Source organism: Mycobacterium sp. (assembly GCF_052143115.1).
Lineage (GTDB): Bacteria > Actinomycetota > Actinomycetes > Mycobacteriales > Mycobacteriaceae > Mycobacterium.
Genome location: NZ_JBKQTQ010000224.1, coordinates 1 through 15769, shown reverse-complemented (window position 1 = coordinate 15769; position 15769 = coordinate 1). Strand labels below are relative to the sequence as shown.

At 64.9% G+C, this 15769-nt stretch carries 16 protein-coding genes; 6 read left to right on the top strand and 10 right to left on the bottom strand.

Annotated features, from left to right (window positions below; all coding sequences use genetic code 11):
• Nucleotides 1-7: 7 nt before the first annotated feature.
• Entirely contained in the window at nucleotides 8-562 is a 555-nt protein-coding gene (locus ACLQI9_RS22270) for a TetR/AcrR family transcriptional regulator (protein ID WP_442384682.1), read from the bottom strand.
• Between the two features lie 80 nt (nucleotides 563-642).
• On the opposite strand from ACLQI9_RS22270, the gene ACLQI9_RS22265 reads away from it, so the two are divergent.
• From ACLQI9_RS22265 to ACLQI9_RS22255, 3 genes are all read left to right on the top strand, one after another.
• A complete protein-coding gene (locus tag ACLQI9_RS22265; RefSeq protein ID WP_442384680.1) occupies nucleotides 643-1866 on the top strand; it encodes an FAD-dependent monooxygenase in 1224 nt (407 codons plus the stop codon).
• A gap of 4 nt (nucleotides 1867-1870) precedes the next feature.
• On the top strand, nucleotides 1871-2488 hold the full coding sequence (locus ACLQI9_RS22260; protein WP_442384738.1) for a class I SAM-dependent methyltransferase: 618 nt from the start codon (nucleotides 1871-1873) through the stop codon (nucleotides 2486-2488).
• A 105-nt stretch (nucleotides 2489-2593) separates the two neighbouring features.
• Nucleotides 2594-3238 (top strand): class I SAM-dependent methyltransferase, encoded by a 645-nt coding sequence (locus ACLQI9_RS22255; RefSeq protein WP_442384678.1) that lies wholly within the window; start codon nucleotides 2594-2596, stop codon nucleotides 3236-3238.
• Here the strand turns inward: ACLQI9_RS22255 and ACLQI9_RS22250 are convergent.
• Both ACLQI9_RS22250 and ACLQI9_RS22245 read right to left on the bottom strand, forming a co-directional pair.
• Nucleotides 3235-5379, bottom strand: coding sequence for a 3-hydroxyacyl-CoA dehydrogenase NAD-binding domain-containing protein (locus ACLQI9_RS22250; RefSeq protein WP_442384676.1), 2145 nt, complete (start codon nucleotides 5377-5379; stop codon nucleotides 3235-3237). The two genes, ACLQI9_RS22255 and ACLQI9_RS22250, sit on opposite strands and share 4 nt — an antisense overlap.
• A gap of 4 nt (nucleotides 5380-5383) precedes the next feature.
• Nucleotides 5384-6595 carry an acetyl-CoA C-acetyltransferase gene (locus tag ACLQI9_RS22245; RefSeq protein ID WP_442384674.1) on the bottom strand — a complete coding sequence of 404 codons (1212 nt, stop codon included), beginning with the start codon at nucleotides 6593-6595 and terminating at the stop codon, nucleotides 5384-5386.
• 195 nt (nucleotides 6596-6790) lie between these two features.
• Here ACLQI9_RS22245 and ACLQI9_RS22240 point away from each other — a divergent pair, with 195 nt between their 5' ends.
• Nucleotides 6791-7999, top strand: a complete 1209-nt coding sequence (locus ACLQI9_RS22240) for a pyridoxal phosphate-dependent aminotransferase (protein WP_442384672.1) — start codon at nucleotides 6791-6793, stop codon at nucleotides 7997-7999.
• On the opposite strand, the gene ACLQI9_RS22235 is transcribed toward ACLQI9_RS22240, so the two are convergent.
• Nucleotides 7965-8420: an SRPBCC family protein gene (locus ACLQI9_RS22235; protein ID WP_442384671.1), complete on the bottom strand. Its 456-nt coding sequence runs from the start codon at nucleotides 8418-8420 to the stop codon at nucleotides 7965-7967. The genes ACLQI9_RS22240 and ACLQI9_RS22235 overlap by 35 nt on opposite strands.
• Before the next feature lie 63 nt (nucleotides 8421-8483).
• Here ACLQI9_RS22235 and ACLQI9_RS22230 point away from each other — a divergent pair, with 63 nt between their 5' ends.
• Nucleotides 8484-9920: a wax ester/triacylglycerol synthase family O-acyltransferase gene (locus ACLQI9_RS22230; protein ID WP_442384669.1), complete on the top strand. Its 1437-nt coding sequence runs from the start codon at nucleotides 8484-8486 to the stop codon at nucleotides 9918-9920.
• A gap of 41 nt (nucleotides 9921-9961) precedes the next feature.
• On the opposite strand, the gene ACLQI9_RS22225 is transcribed toward ACLQI9_RS22230, so the two are convergent.
• The 3 genes from ACLQI9_RS22225 to ACLQI9_RS22215 are packed head-to-tail and all read right to left on the bottom strand — an operon-like array spanning nucleotide 9962 to nucleotide 11964.
• Complete coding sequence (locus ACLQI9_RS22225) at nucleotides 9962-10408, bottom strand: SRPBCC family protein (protein WP_442384667.1); 447 nt, start codon at nucleotides 10406-10408, stop codon at nucleotides 9962-9964.
• Between the two features lie 39 nt (nucleotides 10409-10447).
• Nucleotides 10448-11521, bottom strand: a complete 1074-nt coding sequence (locus tag ACLQI9_RS22220) for a CaiB/BaiF CoA transferase family protein (RefSeq protein ID WP_442392214.1) — start codon at nucleotides 11519-11521, stop codon at nucleotides 10448-10450.
• Nucleotides 11518-11964 carry an SRPBCC family protein gene (locus ACLQI9_RS22215; protein ID WP_442384665.1) on the bottom strand — a complete coding sequence of 149 codons (447 nt, stop codon included), beginning with the start codon at nucleotides 11962-11964 and terminating at the stop codon, nucleotides 11518-11520. Before ACLQI9_RS22215 ends, ACLQI9_RS22220 begins: the two co-directional genes overlap by 4 nt.
• 68 nt (nucleotides 11965-12032) lie before the next feature.
• Here ACLQI9_RS22215 and ACLQI9_RS22210 point away from each other — a divergent pair, with 68 nt between their 5' ends.
• Nucleotides 12033-13715, top strand: coding sequence for an alpha-keto acid decarboxylase family protein (locus ACLQI9_RS22210; RefSeq protein ID WP_442392213.1), 1683 nt, complete (start codon nucleotides 12033-12035; stop codon nucleotides 13713-13715).
• Between the two features lie 12 nt (nucleotides 13716-13727).
• Here the strand turns inward: ACLQI9_RS22210 and ACLQI9_RS22205 are convergent, their stop codons facing one another.
• The 3 genes from ACLQI9_RS22205 to ACLQI9_RS22195 form a co-directional block, all read right to left on the bottom strand.
• Nucleotides 13728-13913 (bottom strand): (2Fe-2S)-binding protein, encoded by a 186-nt coding sequence (locus ACLQI9_RS22205; protein ID WP_325677464.1) that lies wholly within the window; start codon nucleotides 13911-13913, stop codon nucleotides 13728-13730.
• Between the two features lie 12 nt (nucleotides 13914-13925).
• Nucleotides 13926-14525 (bottom strand): fatty-acid--CoA ligase, encoded by a 600-nt coding sequence (locus ACLQI9_RS22200; protein ID WP_442384736.1) that lies wholly within the window; start codon nucleotides 14523-14525, stop codon nucleotides 13926-13928.
• A gap of 26 nt (nucleotides 14526-14551) precedes the next feature.
• A partial coding sequence (locus ACLQI9_RS22195) for an AMP-binding protein (RefSeq protein ID WP_442392212.1) occupies nucleotides 14552-15769 on the bottom strand: 1218 nt, incomplete at its 5' end.

Below are 15769 nucleotides of genomic sequence, written 5' to 3'. Positions count from 1 at the left end.
TCGGACTCTAGCCCGACGCCGGTTGATCGATTCCAAGGGCGGCCAGCGCTCCGTCGACGGTGGCGCGCCGCAGTTTGTCGTAGGGCGTGTCCGGGAATTGCAGACAGCAGTCCTGCAGGCCGCCGAAGGCGATCACCGCGCGGGTTGACTGCTCTAGCGTGGGACGCCGACCAAAAACCAGCTTCCCCAGCCGGTCGCGCCAGGCAAGCAGTTGATCGATCAGGCCGAGATCGGCGAGGGTCGTCAACTCGGCGACCACCAACACCAGATCGCGGCGGTGCGCAAAGTGATAGTCGAAGTACCCCTCGAGCAATTGACGTGGGCTCGCATCGCGTGCGCGTTCGTGGTTGGCAATGAACCGCTCCCCCTCGTCGATCAGCGGTTGCACGATGCTGCGGACCAGGTCCTCCCGGGACGTGAAGTGGTAGTACAGGGCCGGCTTGGTGAGTCCGAGCTTGTCGGCGATGTCCTGCAGGCTGGTGCGTTGCACACCTTGGCTCGCGAACAATTCACGGGCGACGTCCTGAATGCGCTCGCGGGTGTCGGAGCGGGGCCTGCTCACCTGACGAGTTTATCTGACTTACCGATAGGTAAGTGTGCATGATAAACTTACCGATCGTTAAGTAAGCAGGGAGGTGCGTGATGCGAATCCTTATCTCTGGTGCCAGCATCGCCGGGCCGGTGCTCGCCTACTGGCTCACCCGGCACGATTTCGACGTCACCGTGGTCGAACGCGCGCCGACCTTACGCAAAACCGGCGGCCACGCCGTCGATCTGTTCCGGCCGTCGATGGAGATCTCGGCGAAGATGGGCGTCTTGCCGCGCATCGAGGCGCTCGCCACCGGAACAGACACGCTGACGCTGTACCGCAAAGGGCGTCGACCGGCGCGGATCGATCTCACCAAGATCGTCGGCGCCGCGTCTGATCAGCACGTGGAGATCATGCGCGACGATCTCAGCGAGGTCTACTACGAAGCCGGCCGCCAAGACGTCGAGTATCTGTTCGGTGACTCCATCACGGCCATCTCCCCTGACGGCGAGGTGACATTCGAGCACGCTGCGCCCCGCAGATTCGACGTTGTCGTCGGCGCCGACGGGCTGCACTCCAACGTTCGGCGTCTGATCTTCGGCGACGAGGCCGGACTCAGCCGGTTCATCGGGGGGTATCTGGCGGTGGTGTCGGCGCCGAAAGCGCTCTCGGTCGACGGCGAGATGGTCGTGCACTTCGGCGCCGGCCGCCTCGCGGGGATCTACAGCGCAGAGCACCTGGACGACGCGCGTGCATTGTTCATGTTCCGCAGCAAGAACGAACTTCAATACCACCACCGAGATGTCATGCGGCAGAAGGAATTACTGCGCGGCACATTTACTGGAATGGATCCGGAGGTCGACCGCTGGCTGGATGAGCTCGACCGGACGCCGACGTTCTACTTCGACTCGATCACCCAGTTGCAACTCGACACCTGGTCGAGCGGGCGCGTCACGCTGGTCGGCGACGCCGGGTACTGCCCCGGACAAGCGGTGGGTGGCAGCACCAGCCTCGCGGTCGTGGGCGCGTACGTGTTGGCCGGCGAACTGGCCCGCGCACGTGGCGATTACGCGGCGGCCTTCGCAGCCTACGAATCCACGATGCGTGAACCCGTGCTGCGCAGTCGCGCCTTTGCGCGCGGGGCCGCCAAAAGCCTCGTTCCCGGCTCCCGTGCCGCGGCTTGGGCAATGAGCCAGGCCGTCCAGCTGGTCTCGCTGCTGCCCGCGTCGCTCACCCGTGCGGTGGCGAAGTTCAACACCAAGGGCGTGCGGATGCACGACTCGATGCGGGTGCCCGACTACACCGACGTTTGGCAAAATAGCCGGCATGAAACTTGACCTTCTGGGCTCCAAGCACATCCTCTTCCGGCTGTTTTACCGGCTTGGGTTCACGCCCTGGGACGGCCACCCGCTGGCGCAGAGTCTGAAAAACCTGGTCGAAGGCTCAGAAGCTCAAGGCTCCAACGGCTCACCCGCACTCCCGACGGGTGCCGCACTCGAACTCGGTTGCGGTACCGGCGACACCTCCATCTATTTGGCCAAGCAGGGCTGGCAGGTCACGGCCGTGGATTTCGTGCCTGCCGCGCTGGATAAGGCGCGGGCCAAGGCGCGCGTCGACAACGTCAACGTCGACTTCGTCCACGCTGACGTCAGGCAGTTGCGTCAAGCCGGGATCACCGGCCCGTTGCAGCTGATCGTCGACAACGGCTGCCTGCACAACATGAACGACGACGACCGCGACTCCTACGTCCGCGAAGTCACCGCCGTGGCGGCGCCCGACGCGCGGCTGCTGATCGTCGCGTTCGTTCCCGGCGGACGATTCGGCGTGCGGGGCATCGACCGCGCCGAGATGGAACGACGGTTCGCATCCGGCTGGACATTGCTGTCCGCCGGCGACGAGCAGGAGCTAGACCGCGAGAAGACCCCGACGCGGTACTACCTCTTCCAGCGCGCCGCCTAGCTGAATACCAAGGGCCTGCGGCTGTACGACTCAATGCGGTACAAGGACTACACCGGAGCGGTCGTCAGCTAGCAATCCGCGGCCGCCGAGGAATACCGTGCAGTAGTGGCTTCTCGACACAACTTGTTCCGGGTCTTTTACGGTTTCGGCTTTACTCCGTGGGACGGTCATGCGCATGCGAAAACGCTGCGGGAGCTGATTGAGGGAACGGCTGACACACCCGCATTGCCGCCAGCGGCGGCGCTGGATGTTGGGTGTGGCACCGGAGACTCGTCGGTTTACTTGGCGCAGCACGGTTGGCACGTCACCGCGGTTGACTTCGTCCCGAAGGCGCTCGACAAGGCCCGCGCCAAGGCTCGTGCTGCCGGCGTGCCGATCGACTTCATGCACGCTGACGTCACACATCTAAGTCGCGCCGGGATCGATAGAACGTTTCAGTTGATCGTGGACAACGGCTGCCTACACGGCATGAGTGACGGCGACCGTGACCTTTACGTCCAGGAGATCACGGCGGCCGCCGCCCCCGACGCGCGGCTGTTGATCGTCGCCGCCAAACCCGGTGGCCCGGTTGGATTTCTGGGGCTCGACGAGGCGGAGGTCAAGCGACGATTCACGCCCGCATGGACGGTGCTGTCGGCAGCAGAAGAACCAGTGGCGTTTGCTAAAGGGCCAGCCAACCGATACACACCGATCGCGTTTGTCCGCAACCGGTTCGTGGCGAACTGCTATGTGCTGGAGCGCGCCGCTTAGGTCAGCGAGTCCGGCGGCAGGAAGCGGTCGCCGTACTTGGCCGCCAGCTCGCGAGCCCGCGCGACGAAAGCTTCCTTGCCCGTTCCGTGCGCGCCCTCATAGCCGACGATGTACTGCGCACTGCCACCGGTCCACGGCGGGAACCCGATGCCCATGATCGACCCGATGTTGGCGTCGGCGGTGGACGTCAGCACGTTCTCGTCAAGGCACTTCTGGGTTTCCAGCGCCTCGGCGAACAGCATCCGATCGATCATGTCCTGCAGCGGCGGCTCCGACGAGCCCGACTTGAACGTGTCGCGCAGGCCGGGCCACAGCCCGGTGCGCTTGCCGTCGACATACTCGTAGAAGCCGGCACCCTTCAAGCGGCTGGGCCGGCCGATCTCGATCATCTTCTCGACGACGGCCTCGGCCGGGTGCGCCTGGTAGGTGCCGCCGGCGTCCTCGACACCCTTGCGGCTGGCGACCGCGATCTTATGCATCAGCTCCAGGTTGAGCTCGTCGGACAGCTGCAGCGGCGGCGCCGGGTAACCGGCCTGCGAACCGGCGTGCTCGATGCTGGCGGGCTCCACGCCCTCGCCCAGCATCGCCAGTGCCTCGTTGACGAACGTGCCGATGACGCGGCTGGTGAAGAAGCCGCGGCTGTCGTTGACCACGATCGGGGTCTTGCCGATGGCCAGCGTGTAGTCGAACACGCGGGCCAGCGCCTCGTCAGAAGTCTTCTCGCCCTTGATGATTTCAACCAGAGGCATCTTGTCGACCGGTGAGAAGAAGTGGATACCGATGAAGTCCTCCTGCCGCTTCACGCCGGTCGCCAGACCGGTGATCGGCAGGGTCGAGGTGTTCGAGCCGAGCAGCGCGTTGGGTTCGACGACGTCCTCGATCTCCTCGAACACCTTGTGCTTGAGGTCCTGGTTCTCGAACACCGCCTCGATCACGAAGTCGACGCCCTTGAAGTCGGCGGCGTCGGCGGACGGCGTGATGCGATCCAGCAGCGCCTTACTCTTCTCCTCGGTGGTCTTGCCGCGCTGAAGCGCCTTGGCCTCAAGCTTTTCCGAGTAGTTCTTACCCTTTTCCGCGGCCTCGATGCTGACGTCCTTGAGCACCACGTCGAATCCGGCCTTGGCCGAAACGTAGGCGATGCCCGCGCCCATCATGCCCGCGCCGAGCACACCGATCTTGTTGATCTTGACCGGAGCAATGCCGTCGGGCCGCGAACCGCCGCCGTTGATGTGCTGCAGGTCGAAGAAGAACGCCTGAATCATGTTCTTGGCGACCTGGCCTGTGACCAGAGAAGTGAAGTAGCGGCTCTCGATGCGGCTGGCCGTATCGAAGTCGACCTGCGCACCCTCCACGGCCGCGTCCAAAATGGCCCGCGGCGCAGGCATCGGCGCACCCTTGAGCTGCTTTTTGAGCAGCGCCGGGAATGACGGCAGGATGCCGGCCAGCGCTGGGCTGGACGGAGTGCCGCCAGGCATCTTGTAGCCCTTGGCATCCCACGGCTGGGTGTGCGAGTCGGGGTTGGCGTTGATCCACGCCTTGGCGGCGGGCACCAGTTCGTCGATCGAGCCGACGAGCTCGTCGACGAGCCCCATCTCCTTGGCCTGGTCCGGCTTGAACCGGGTGCCCTGGGAAAGAATGTTCATGAATGCGTTCTGGATGCCGAACATCCGCACGGTGCGGGTCACGCCGCCGCCACCCGGCAGCAGGCCCAGCGTCACCTCGGGCAGACCGACAACCAGGCCCTTGACGTCGGCCGCGATCCGGTGGTGACACGCGAGCGCGATCTCCAGGCCGCCGCCGAGTGCGGCACCGTTGATGGCGGCCACCGCCGGCTTGCCGAGTGTCTCCAGCGCCCGCAGGTCACGCTTGACCGCCTCGACGGTGTCGAATGCCTCGCCGGCGTTCTCGGGGCCGAGTTTGATCATGCCCTTGAGATCACCGCCGGCGAAGAAGGTCTTCTTCGCGCTGGTAATGACCACGCCGGTGATCGAATCCTTCTCCGCGACAAGGCGTTCGACGGCCTTGTGCATGGACTCGGCGTAATGCTCGTTCATCACGTTGGCCGACCCGGTCGGGTCGTCCATCGTCAGCGTGACGATGCCGTCGGCGTCCTTATCCCACTGAATCGTGTTCTCGGTCATCATCTTAAACCCTCTCGATGATGGTGGCGACACCCATGCCGCCGCCGATGCACAGGGTGACCAGCGCGCGTCGCGCATTGCGGCGCTCGAGCTCGTCGACCATGGTGCCGGTGATCATGGCGCCAGTAGCGCCCAGCGGGTGGCCCATCGCGATGGCGCCACCGTTGACGTTGAGCTTCTCGTCCGGGATGTTGAGGTCCTTCTGGAACTTCAGCACCACTGACGCGAACGCCTCGTTCAGCTCGAACAGGTCGATGTCGTCGATCGTCAGGCCCGAGCGGTCGAGCACCTTGCGGGTGGCGGGGGTCGGGCCGGTGAGCATGATGACCGGATCTGAGCCGCTGGTGGCGGTGGCCACGATGCGGGCCCGCGGGGTCAGTCCCTGCGACTTGCCCGCGGCTTCGGAGCCGACCAGCACCAGCGCGGCGCCGTCGACGATGCCGGAGCTGTTGCCGCCGGTGTGCACGTGGTTGATCTTCTCGACCCAGTGGTACTTCTGCAGCGCCACGTCGTCGAAGCCGCCCATCTCACCGATGCCGTCGAATGCGGTCTTCAGCTTGCCCAGGCCTTCCGGCGTGGTGTCGGGCCGCATGTGCTCGTCGTGGTCGAGGATGACCAGACCGTTCTGGTCACGCACCGGCACGACCGATTTCGCGAAGTAGCCGCCCGACCAGGCGTCGGCGGCCTTCTCCTGGCTGCGCAGCGCGTAGGCGTCGACGTCCTCGCGGGAGAAGCCTTCGATGGTGGCGATCAGGTCGGCGCCGATACCCTGCGGCACGAAACCGATCTGATAGTTGGTCTCGGGGTCGGTCGCCCAGGCGCCGCCGTCCGAGCCCATCGGGACACGGCTCATCGACTCGACACCGCCGGCCAGCACCAGGTCGTCCCAGCCGGAGCGCACCTTCTGCGCGGCGGTGTTGACCGCTTCCAGACCCGAGGCACAGAACCGGTTCAGCTGGACACCACCGGTGGTCTCAGGCAGCCCGGCTGCCAGCACCGCGGTCCGGGCGATGTCGCCGCCCTGGTCGCCGACCGGAGAAACCACGCCGAGGATCATGTCGCTGATCAGCGTCTCGTCGAGGTCGGGGAAGCGCCTGCGGAGCTCGTCGACCAGACCGACGACCAGGTTCAGCGGCTTGACCTCGTTCAAGGAACCGTTGCGCTGCTTGCCGCGCGGCGTGCGGATGGCCTCGTAGATGAAGGCTTCTTCGGACATGAGTGATTCCTCTTCAACAAGTGGGTTTCGGATCTGTCCTTGGGACGCTAGTCCTCTGTCGCCCACCCTAACAGGGCGCCCGATCAACCTGTTGGTTGGGCCGGGTCCGTGCGACCGTCACGCTGGAGTGACGTTGGCTGCCGACCGTCACGCTGGCGTGACGCTCGACGAGGCCGACGCATACCCTCAACACCCATGACGGTGTCGCGACTGCAGCCCTATGCGACCACGGTGTTCGCGGAGATGTCGGCGCTGGCCGCCCGGGTTGGAGCGGTGAATCTCGGGCAGGGTTTCCCCGACGAAGACGGGCCGCCGGCCATGCTCAAGGCCGCCCAAGACGCCATCGCCGAGGGCGTCAACCAATATCCGCCGGGAATCGGTGTCACGGCGCTGCGCGAGGCCGTCGCCGCCCAGCGCAGGCGGCACTTCGGCGTCGACTACGACCCGGACACCGAAGTACTGGTGACGGTCGGAGCCACCGAGGGCATCGCGGCGGCGGTGATCGGCCTGGTCGAGCCCAGCTCCGAGGTGATCTTGATCCAGCCCTTCTACGACTCCTACTCCCCGGTGGTCGCGATGGCCGGTGCCCGGCGGGTCATCGTGCCGCTGGTGCCCGACGGACTCGGCTTTGCGCTCGACACCGATGCGCTGCGGCGTGCGGTGACACCACGCACCAAGGCATTGATCGTCAACTCGCCGCACAACCCCACCGGCACGGTACTCGGCGCGACCGAGTTGGCGGCCATCGCACAGGTCGCGGTGGCCGCCGAGTTGCTGGTCATTGCCGACGAGGTCTACGAGCATCTGGTGTATGACGGCCGCCGACACTTACCGCTGGCCAGCTTCGACGGGATGGCCGAGCGCACGATCACCATCTCGAGCGCGGCGAAGATGTTCAACTGCACCGGCTGGAAGATCGGCTGGGCTTGCGGGCCAGCCGAACTCATTCTCGGCGTGCGGGCGGCCAAACAGTACTTGAGTTACGTCGGTGGCGCGCCGTTTCAGCCGGCGGTGGCGGATGCGCTGAACACCGAGGAAGCCTGGGTGGCCGCGCTGCGAACTTCGTTGCAGGACAGGCGCGATCGGCTGGCACGTGGATTGACCGAGGTCGGCTTTCGGGTGCATGGCAGCTCGGGCACCTACTTCCTGTGCGCCGATCCGCGTCCGTTGGGTTACGACGACAGCACCGCCTTCTGCGCCGCGCTACCGGAACGAGTCGGGGTGGCCGCGATCCCGATGACGGCGTTTTGTGATCCCGCTGCCGCGGATTACAAGGAGTGGAATCACTTGGTGCGGTTCACCTTCTGCAAGCGCGACGACACGCTCGACGAGGCGATACGGCGACTGGCGCGACTGCGAGACGGGTCGGCTATCTCGGCCGATCCGAACCGGCAGCAGCCATGACCCGCCGTCGCAACCCCTCGGTCGCGGCATAGAGGACCTTCTTGCGGGCCCGGTTGACCAAGAACTCCGGCAGCGGCGCCGACGGCTCCAGGGTGATCTCGAATCGCACCCGCGTCGTGTCTTCCGTTTCGCGCTGCAGGGTGTACTCGACGTGCTGGGCGTGCTGCTGCAGAGTCTTGTCGGCATCCCACACCAGCCAGTCCGGCCCCCAGTGGTATTCGAGCACCTCGGTGTCGACGATGCCGACAATCCTGACCGTGACCTTCACATGGTGCGGGCGACCGTCGGGATAGCTGTCGATGACTTCGGCCCGTTTGTGTACCAGGGACCACGATGGCACCGAGCCGACATCGGCCAGCGCCTCCAGAATCGCCTCCGGCGGCGCGTCGATGACAACCTCTCGCGATGCTTGTACGGCCACTACTAGCAAGTTAGCAACGCAGCGGCCTTCGCGGACCAGGTTGAGCGGCTTACCCTGGGGTATGTGCAGCAGCTGAGTTGGACCGATGACATGATGCTGCGCGCGGAGAGACCAGCGACGCCATTACAGATTCAGATGCTTCTGATCTATGACCCGTCGACCGCCCCGGGCGGCAAGGTGACCTTCAAGGGGATTCTTGACGAGCTCGACGCCCGGCTGCATCTCGCGGACGTCTTTCGGCGGCGGTTGACCGAGCTGCCGGGCGGTTTCCATAGGCCCTATTGGGTAGATGACCCCAGCTTCGATCTTGAGTATCACGTCCGTCATATCGGGTTGCCGCAGCCTGGTGACTGGCGGCAGCTCTGTATCCAGGTTGCGCGACTTCACGCCCGACAGATCGACCTGCGACGTCCGCCGTGGGAGATCACTGTCATCGAGGGACTGAATTCCGTGCCGGGAGTGCCGAGGGGCTCGTTCGCGTTGGCGTTGAAGTTGCACCACTGTGCGGTCGACGGCATGGCGAGCGTTGCGATGATCGCGGCAATGCATGACCTTGCCGCTGATAGCCCACGCCCCGCTGGGCCCGATAGTCCCTGGCGACCCGCCCCTCTTCCAACGGCCGCAAACTTACTCTCGCGCACGGCGATTAACGCGGCGCTCCATCCTTTGCGGGCGGGCGCAGTGCTTGCGTCGAGCACTCCCAAGGCAGTCCGCGGTTTAGCCGGCCTGCCGGGGAAGCTGGTCAGCGGTGTCGTGTCCAGGGTTGCCGAGGGTAGCGGGCCGTTGTTTCCACCGAAGACGCGTTTCAACCAATCGGTGTCACCGCACCGGGTCTTCGAGGCCCGGTTTCACGATCTCGCCGATTTCAAGCGGATCAAGGCGAGCGTGCCCGGCTCAACCGTCAACGATGTCGCGCTCGCCTACGTGGGAGGCGCCCTTCGCGAGTATCTGGATGGCCACGGAGAACTTCCCGACGAATCGCTCGTCGCGGCCTGCCCAATGTCACTGCGCGAGAAGGGCGACCAGACCAGCCGGGGAAACGCGTTGTTCGGCCGGTTACAAAGCCTCGGTACGGACATCGCCGATCCGCTCGAACGGCTTGCCTCGATCGCTGCGCCGACCGCGGGGAGCCGTTCGGGGTCGGATAAGTCGACCGGGGCCCAACTGCTCGATCTGATTGGAACAGTGCCAACTTCACTGCTCGGAGCGACTGCAAGGGCCGCGAGCGTGCTTCCGTTCTCTGGCCCAACCGTCGCCAACACGACCGTGACCAATGTGCCAGGACCAACCGAACCGATCTTCTTCAGCGGTGCGCGACTGGTACGCGCCGCCGGCCTCGGGCCGCTGATAGGCGGCTTGAACCTGATCCATGTCGTTTCAAGCTACAACGGAACTTTGTCGATCAGCGCTACTGCGGATCGCGACGCCCTGCCGGACCCGGCGACGTATGCCGAATGCATGGAGCACGCCTTTCACGGGTTGCTCGTCGGCGCGAGCTGAGCTGGTTGAGCCTGATACCGGCTATTTCGGCTGATCGGATCCTATGTCGAACCTATTAAGCCCATGACTTGCTCGCGCAGTCCCTTGGTCGCGGCATCCAGCACGATTTTGCTCGCCCGCTTGACGACGAAGGCGGGAACCGGTCCGGACGGTTCGACGGTGATGTCGAAGCGCACCCGGGTCTTATCGACGCCCACCCGCTGCAGGTTGTATTCCACGTGCTGCCCGCGCTGCTGGAAGGTGTCGTCGGCATCCCACACCACCCAATCGGGACCCCAGTGATATTCCAGGATCTCGTTGTCGACGAGCCCGAAGATCTTGATGGTGGCCTTCACGTGGTGGGGCCGACCATCGGCGTACGAGTCGAGAACCTCGATCCGTTTGTGCACCGGTGACCACGACGACAGCGACCCGACGTCGGCCAGCGCCTCTAGGATCACCTCCGGCGGCGCGTCGATGAAGATCTCTCGCGATGCTCGTACGGCCACTACGTCAAAGCTAGCAAGGCGACCCGCTCAACGGGCTGATTACCAGCCGATTTCGTCCAGCGGTGTCGTTGCGGGCGGCGGCGCCCCGACCGGCCCGGCCGGTGTGCGGGAGAACCGCGGCGCAGGGGCGGCCTGGTCGACACCGTTGGCGTTGATCACCGTCGCCCGTGCGGTCACGTGTGGATCCGCGGCGGCCTCGCTCCACGTCAACACTGGCGTGACACACGCGTCGGTGCCGGCGAATATCTCCGCCCACTCGTCGCGGGTTTTGCTCGCGAAGCGCGTGGTGAAAACCTCGAACATTCGCGTATACGAACCGATATCGAGCTGACCCGGCACCTCGTCGGGGGACAACCCCAGTCCGGTGAGCAATTCGGCGAAGAACTGCGGCTCGATTGCGCCCACGGCCATGTACTTACCGTCGGCGGTCTCGTAGCAGCGATAGAACGGGGCGCCGCCGTCGAGCAGAAATGCTTCGCGCTCGTCGCGCAGTGCTCCGGTCGACTTCATCGTCCACATCATCTGCGCGAGCACGCTGACGCCGTCGACCATCGCCGCGTCCACCACCTGACCGACCCCGGACCGCTCTCGCTCGTACAGCGCGGCCACGATGCCCAGCAACCCGAACATCGAACCGCCACCGAAGTCGGCGACCAGATTCAGCGGCGGCATCGGCGCCCGGTCGCGGTAGCCCAGCGCCGACAGCGCCCCGGTTTGGGACAGGTAGTTGATGTCATGGCCGGCGGTGTTGGCGCGTGGAGCATCCTGTCCCCATCCGGTGATGCGGGCGAAGATCAGCCGCGGGTTGACCGCGGCGCAGTCGTCGGGGCCGACGCCGAGTCGCTCGCAGGTGCCGGGCCGGAAGCAGTCCAGCAGTACGTCGGCCTTGGCGGCCAACTCCAGTAGTGCCTGCGGATCCGTCTTGACGTCCAGGTCGACGATTCGCTTTCCGCGGTGCAGCAGGTCGCGGTCCTCGGCGGGCATCGTCAGTCCGCCGGGACGGCGAACCCGAACTACGTCGGCGCCCAGATCCGCGAGCACCATCGCGGCGTGTGGGCCCGGTCCGATGCCACCAAGTTCGATAACTCGCACGCCGGCCAGCGGCCCGGTCAAGCCCGGCCCTTACCCATGCTCAGCACCCGTTGGCGCAAGCCCTCGGTCCCTGCGTCGATCGTCCCTTTGATGGCGCGTTTCAGGACGAAGCCGGGCAGCGGTACCACTGGGTCGACGCTGATCTGAAACTTCACCTTGGTGCGGTCGCCGTCCGGTATCAACGTGTACGAGGCATCCTGCGAACGCTGCTGCGCAGAGCTGACCAACGTCCAACTCACTTTGTTATCACTCCACGCGTAGGCCACGACCTGTTCGTCGGTGATCCCGGCCGCCTTCACCTTCATCTTGGCCTTGATGGGTCGTCCGTCCGTGTCTCTCTCGAGAACTTCAGAGCTCTGGTGCGGCGGCGACCACTCGGTCATCGACTCTAGATCGGCAATGACATCGAGGATCTCCGCCGGGGTCGCCTCGATGACTATCTCGCGGGTTTCGTTGATTGCCATGTCCGGACGATAGCGAGGTCGCGCCGCGGGGAGGGCGTTTTCGACCGCAGACGCGTACCGTCGTCGTCGTGACCGCTGCCCGTGAATACGCGTATACCGTCGGTGACTACCTGCTCGACCGCCTGGTAGAGCTCGGTGTTTCCGAAGTCTTCGGAGTCCCCGGCGACTACAACCTCGAATTCCTTGATCACATCGTCGCCCATCCCGACATTCGGTGGGTCGGGAACGCCAACGAACTCAATGCCGGCTATGCCGCCGACGGATACGGCCGTCTGCGCGGAATGTCAGCTGTGGTAACCACATTCGGAGTCGGCGAGCTCTCGGCGGCCAATGCGATCGCGGGCAGTTACGCCGAGCATGTGCCTGTGGTGCACATCGTCGGCGGACCATCGAAAGACGCGCAGGGCACTCGCCGGGCTCTGCATCATTCGCTGGGCGACGGCGATTTCGAGCATTTCCTCCGGGTAAGCCGGGAAATCACCTGTGCCCAAGCCAATCTCATGCCAGCGACGGCCACCAGGGAAATCGACCGGGTGCTCAGCGAGGTACGGGAGCAGCGGCGGCCCGGATATCTTCTGCTGCCCACCGACGTCGCGCGCTTCGAAACCGAGCGGCCTACCGCACCGTTGCCACGCTATACCGGGGGTACCAGCCCACGGGCCCTTGCTCTGTTTACCGAAGCCGCAGCCGAACTCATCGCAGACCACCGGTTGACCGTGCTGGCCGACCTCTTGGTCCATCGTCTGAATGCCGTCGACAAGCTCGAGGCACTGCTGGCCGCCGACGTGGTACCCCATGCCACGCTGATGTGGGGCAAAAGCCTGGTCGACGAGAGCGCGCCGGAATTCCTGGGTATCTACGCCGGCGCGGCCAGCGCCGAACCGGTGCGCCGGGCGATCGAAGAAGCGCCGGTACTGGTGACCGCAGGAGTCGTGTTCACCGACATGGTGAGCGGCTTTTTCAGCCAGCGCATCGATCCGGCGAAGACCATCGACGTCGCAGCACAGCAGAGCACGGTCGGCAATCAGGTGTTCGCGCCGCTGGAGATGGAGGCCGCGCTGGAAGCGCTGACCTCGATTATGGTTCGCCGTGGGATCACCTCTCCACCGGTCGTATCGACGCCCGACGACCTGTCCGTGGAAACCCGTGACCGCCACGAGCCGCTCAGCCAAAAAGTGTTGTGGGACAGGTTCTGCGAGGCATTGACACCCGGCAATGTGGTGCTTGCGGATCAGGGCACCTCGTTCTACGGCATGGCCACTCACCGCCTTCCCCGCGGCGTGACCTTCATTGGCCAACCGTTATGGGGTTCGATCGGATACACGCTGCCCGCCACACTCGGCGCGGGGCTCGCGCATCGAGATCGCCGTCCGGTGTTGCTGATCGGCGACGGGGCCGCGCAGCTGACGGTTCAGGAGCTTGGCACCTTCTCCCGGGAAGGCCTGTCGCCGGTCATCGTGGTGGTCAACAACGACGGCTACACCGTCGAACGGATGATCCACGGAAAAGACGAGCCCTACAACGACATCGTGAGCTGGAGTTGGGCCGAGATTCCCAACGCGCTCGGTGTGACCAACCATCTCACGTTTCGGGCCCAAACCTACGGCGAGCTCGACGACGCCTTCGTCGCGGCGGCTGACCACCGCGACCGGATGGTGCTCATCGAGGCGATCGTGCCGCGCCTGGACGCCCCGGACCTGTTGAACGATCTGGCCCGACCCACATCTCCGGATGGCAGCCCGCGTCGCTGAATTGCTTGTCGCTCAGCCGCGCAACCGACCCCGATCCGCGGTCGATGCGCCGAGCAGCGAGCGCAACGTGCGCCGGCATCGGCCGCAGTCAGCGCCCGCCCCGCACGCCGCGGCGATCTGATTGGTCGTCAATGCCCCTTTGGCGATGGCGTCGGCCACCACCTGGCTGGTGATGCCGTTACACAGGCAGACGAACACCGAGTGGTCCGTTCACTCGTCGATCCGCATCATGTCGAAGAACTTGCCCACAAACACTGGCGGGTAAGCGCCCACCCCGGCCCTGGATATCCACGGGGCCGCGATGTCGGGATGGTCGATCCAGCGCCGCGCGGAATCCTCATCGTCGAGATGCTGCAGGATCATCACCTCGTGCCCGTCGTCGAATGCCCGGAAGATCCACGTCTTTCGGACACCTGCCGCGGCGAACCTGGTCAGCCCCGCGCGCACTTCCTGGGTCAGTACGGACACGTCATCGACCGATGCGATCGCGGCGACTACCACGCTGGGAGGTGCCGGGCTCGACGGTGGCGACGCCTCGAACCGCTCGACGATCTCACCGGCGAAGACCGCCGGAATGTCTTCTACGCCAACCGCATCGAACCAGTCGAAGAACACTCGCGACCGCAGTAATTCCACAATCGGCTCTCGGCTGCGCACATGGATCGTCACCAGCACGCGACCGTACTCATGTGTCGACGTGTAGACCAGTACCTGGTGCGCACCGATACCGGCGAGCGCCGATTTGCGGCGTTGAAGTAGCGGCCAGACCCGCTCCGGGTTGGGCACGCGATAGTCCGACGCGAGGACCATCGAATGCGCTTGCGGATCTATCGAGCTCACCGAAGTTGGTCCTTCATCACCTTGCCTGTCGCGTTCAGCGGCAACTCGTTGAGAAACTCAACATACCGCGGGGCTTTGAAACCAGCCATCCGATCGCGGCACCAGGCGATCAAATCCTCCTCGGACACCGATACTTTCGGCACCACAAAGGCCTTACCCACCTGGCCGAGCCGCTGATCGGGAACACCGATCACCGCGACCTGAGCAACCGCGGGGTGTTCCAACATGAAGCCCTCGATCTCAGCCGGGTAGGCGTTGAACCCGCCGACGATGAACATGTCCTTTTTACGCCCATCGATGCGCAGCCGACCGGCCGCATCGAAGTTCCCCAAGTCTCCGGTGTGCAGCCAGCCCTCGTCGTCGATCGCCTTCGCAGTGGCGTCCGGGTCGTCCAGGTAGCCCTGCATCACGCCATAGCCGCGGACCAGCACCTCGCCGTCCTCGGCGACGCGCACCTCAACCCCCTCGCAAGGCAGGCCCGCGGTGGTGGCCACATCCTCGAAGGAATCGCCGGGCCGCGACAAGGTGACGTTGCCCGCCTCGGTGAGCCCGTAACCGGTCATCAGCGTCTGGAACGGCAGTTCGCCGTGTACGCGACGAACCAGTTCGACAGGGATGTCGGCGGCACCGGTCACGCCTGCCCGCAACGTCGACAGCCTGGCCTTGTCGCGAACAGCCAGCAACAAATGGTACAGCGTCGGCGGACCGGGCAGCATCGTAACGCGTTCGCGCTCAATGAGTTCCACCACTGTGTCCACCTCGAACACCGCGACCGGGAGCATCGTCGCGCCACGGAGGAAGGACGTAATGAGGCCCGCTTTCAAGCCGAAGGTGTGAAAATACGGGTTGATCTGCAGATAGCGGTCACCCTCGCGTAGGTCAGCGAGCGTCGCCCACTCCTCATACATTCGCAGCGTTTGGCGATGATTCATCATCGCGCCCTTCGGGCGGCCGGTCGTGCCCGAGGTGAAGATGATGTCCGAGATGTCGGTGCCGTTCACGGCGCGCTCGAACGGCGAACCACTGGAAAGAAAGTCGGATTTCAGCTCGATGGCGGGTATCCCCGCCGGCGCGGTGTAGTCCTGGTCTAGGAATCCTTTCTGCACCAGGACGGTCTTCGCTCCGCTGCGGGTGATGATGTCCGCCGCTTCGTCCGTCTTGAACCGTGTGTTGACCGGTACCAGCACGCCACCCGCAGTCATCAGCCCGAACGC

Coding starts and splice junctions, on each gene's coding strand:
- ACLQI9_RS22265 (WP_442384680.1), top strand. CDS start 643: ATGCGAATCCTTATCTCTGGTGCCAGCATCGCCGGGCCGGTGCTCGCC.
- ACLQI9_RS22245 (WP_442384674.1), bottom strand. CDS start 6,595: ATGTCCGAAGAAGCCTTCATCTACGAGGCCATCCGCACGCCGCGCGGC.
- ACLQI9_RS22240 (WP_442384672.1), top strand. CDS start 6,791: ATGACGGTGTCGCGACTGCAGCCCTATGCGACCACGGTGTTCGCGGAG.
- ACLQI9_RS22250 (WP_442384676.1), bottom strand. CDS start 5,379: ATGACCGAGAACACGATTCAGTGGGATAAGGACGCCGACGGCATCGTC.
- ACLQI9_RS22200 (WP_442384736.1), bottom strand. CDS start 14,525: ATGGTCCTCGCGTCGGACTATCGCGTGCCCAACCCGGAGCGGGTCTGG.
- ACLQI9_RS22215 (WP_442384665.1), bottom strand. CDS start 11,964: ATGGCAATCAACGAAACCCGCGAGATAGTCATCGAGGCGACCCCGGCG.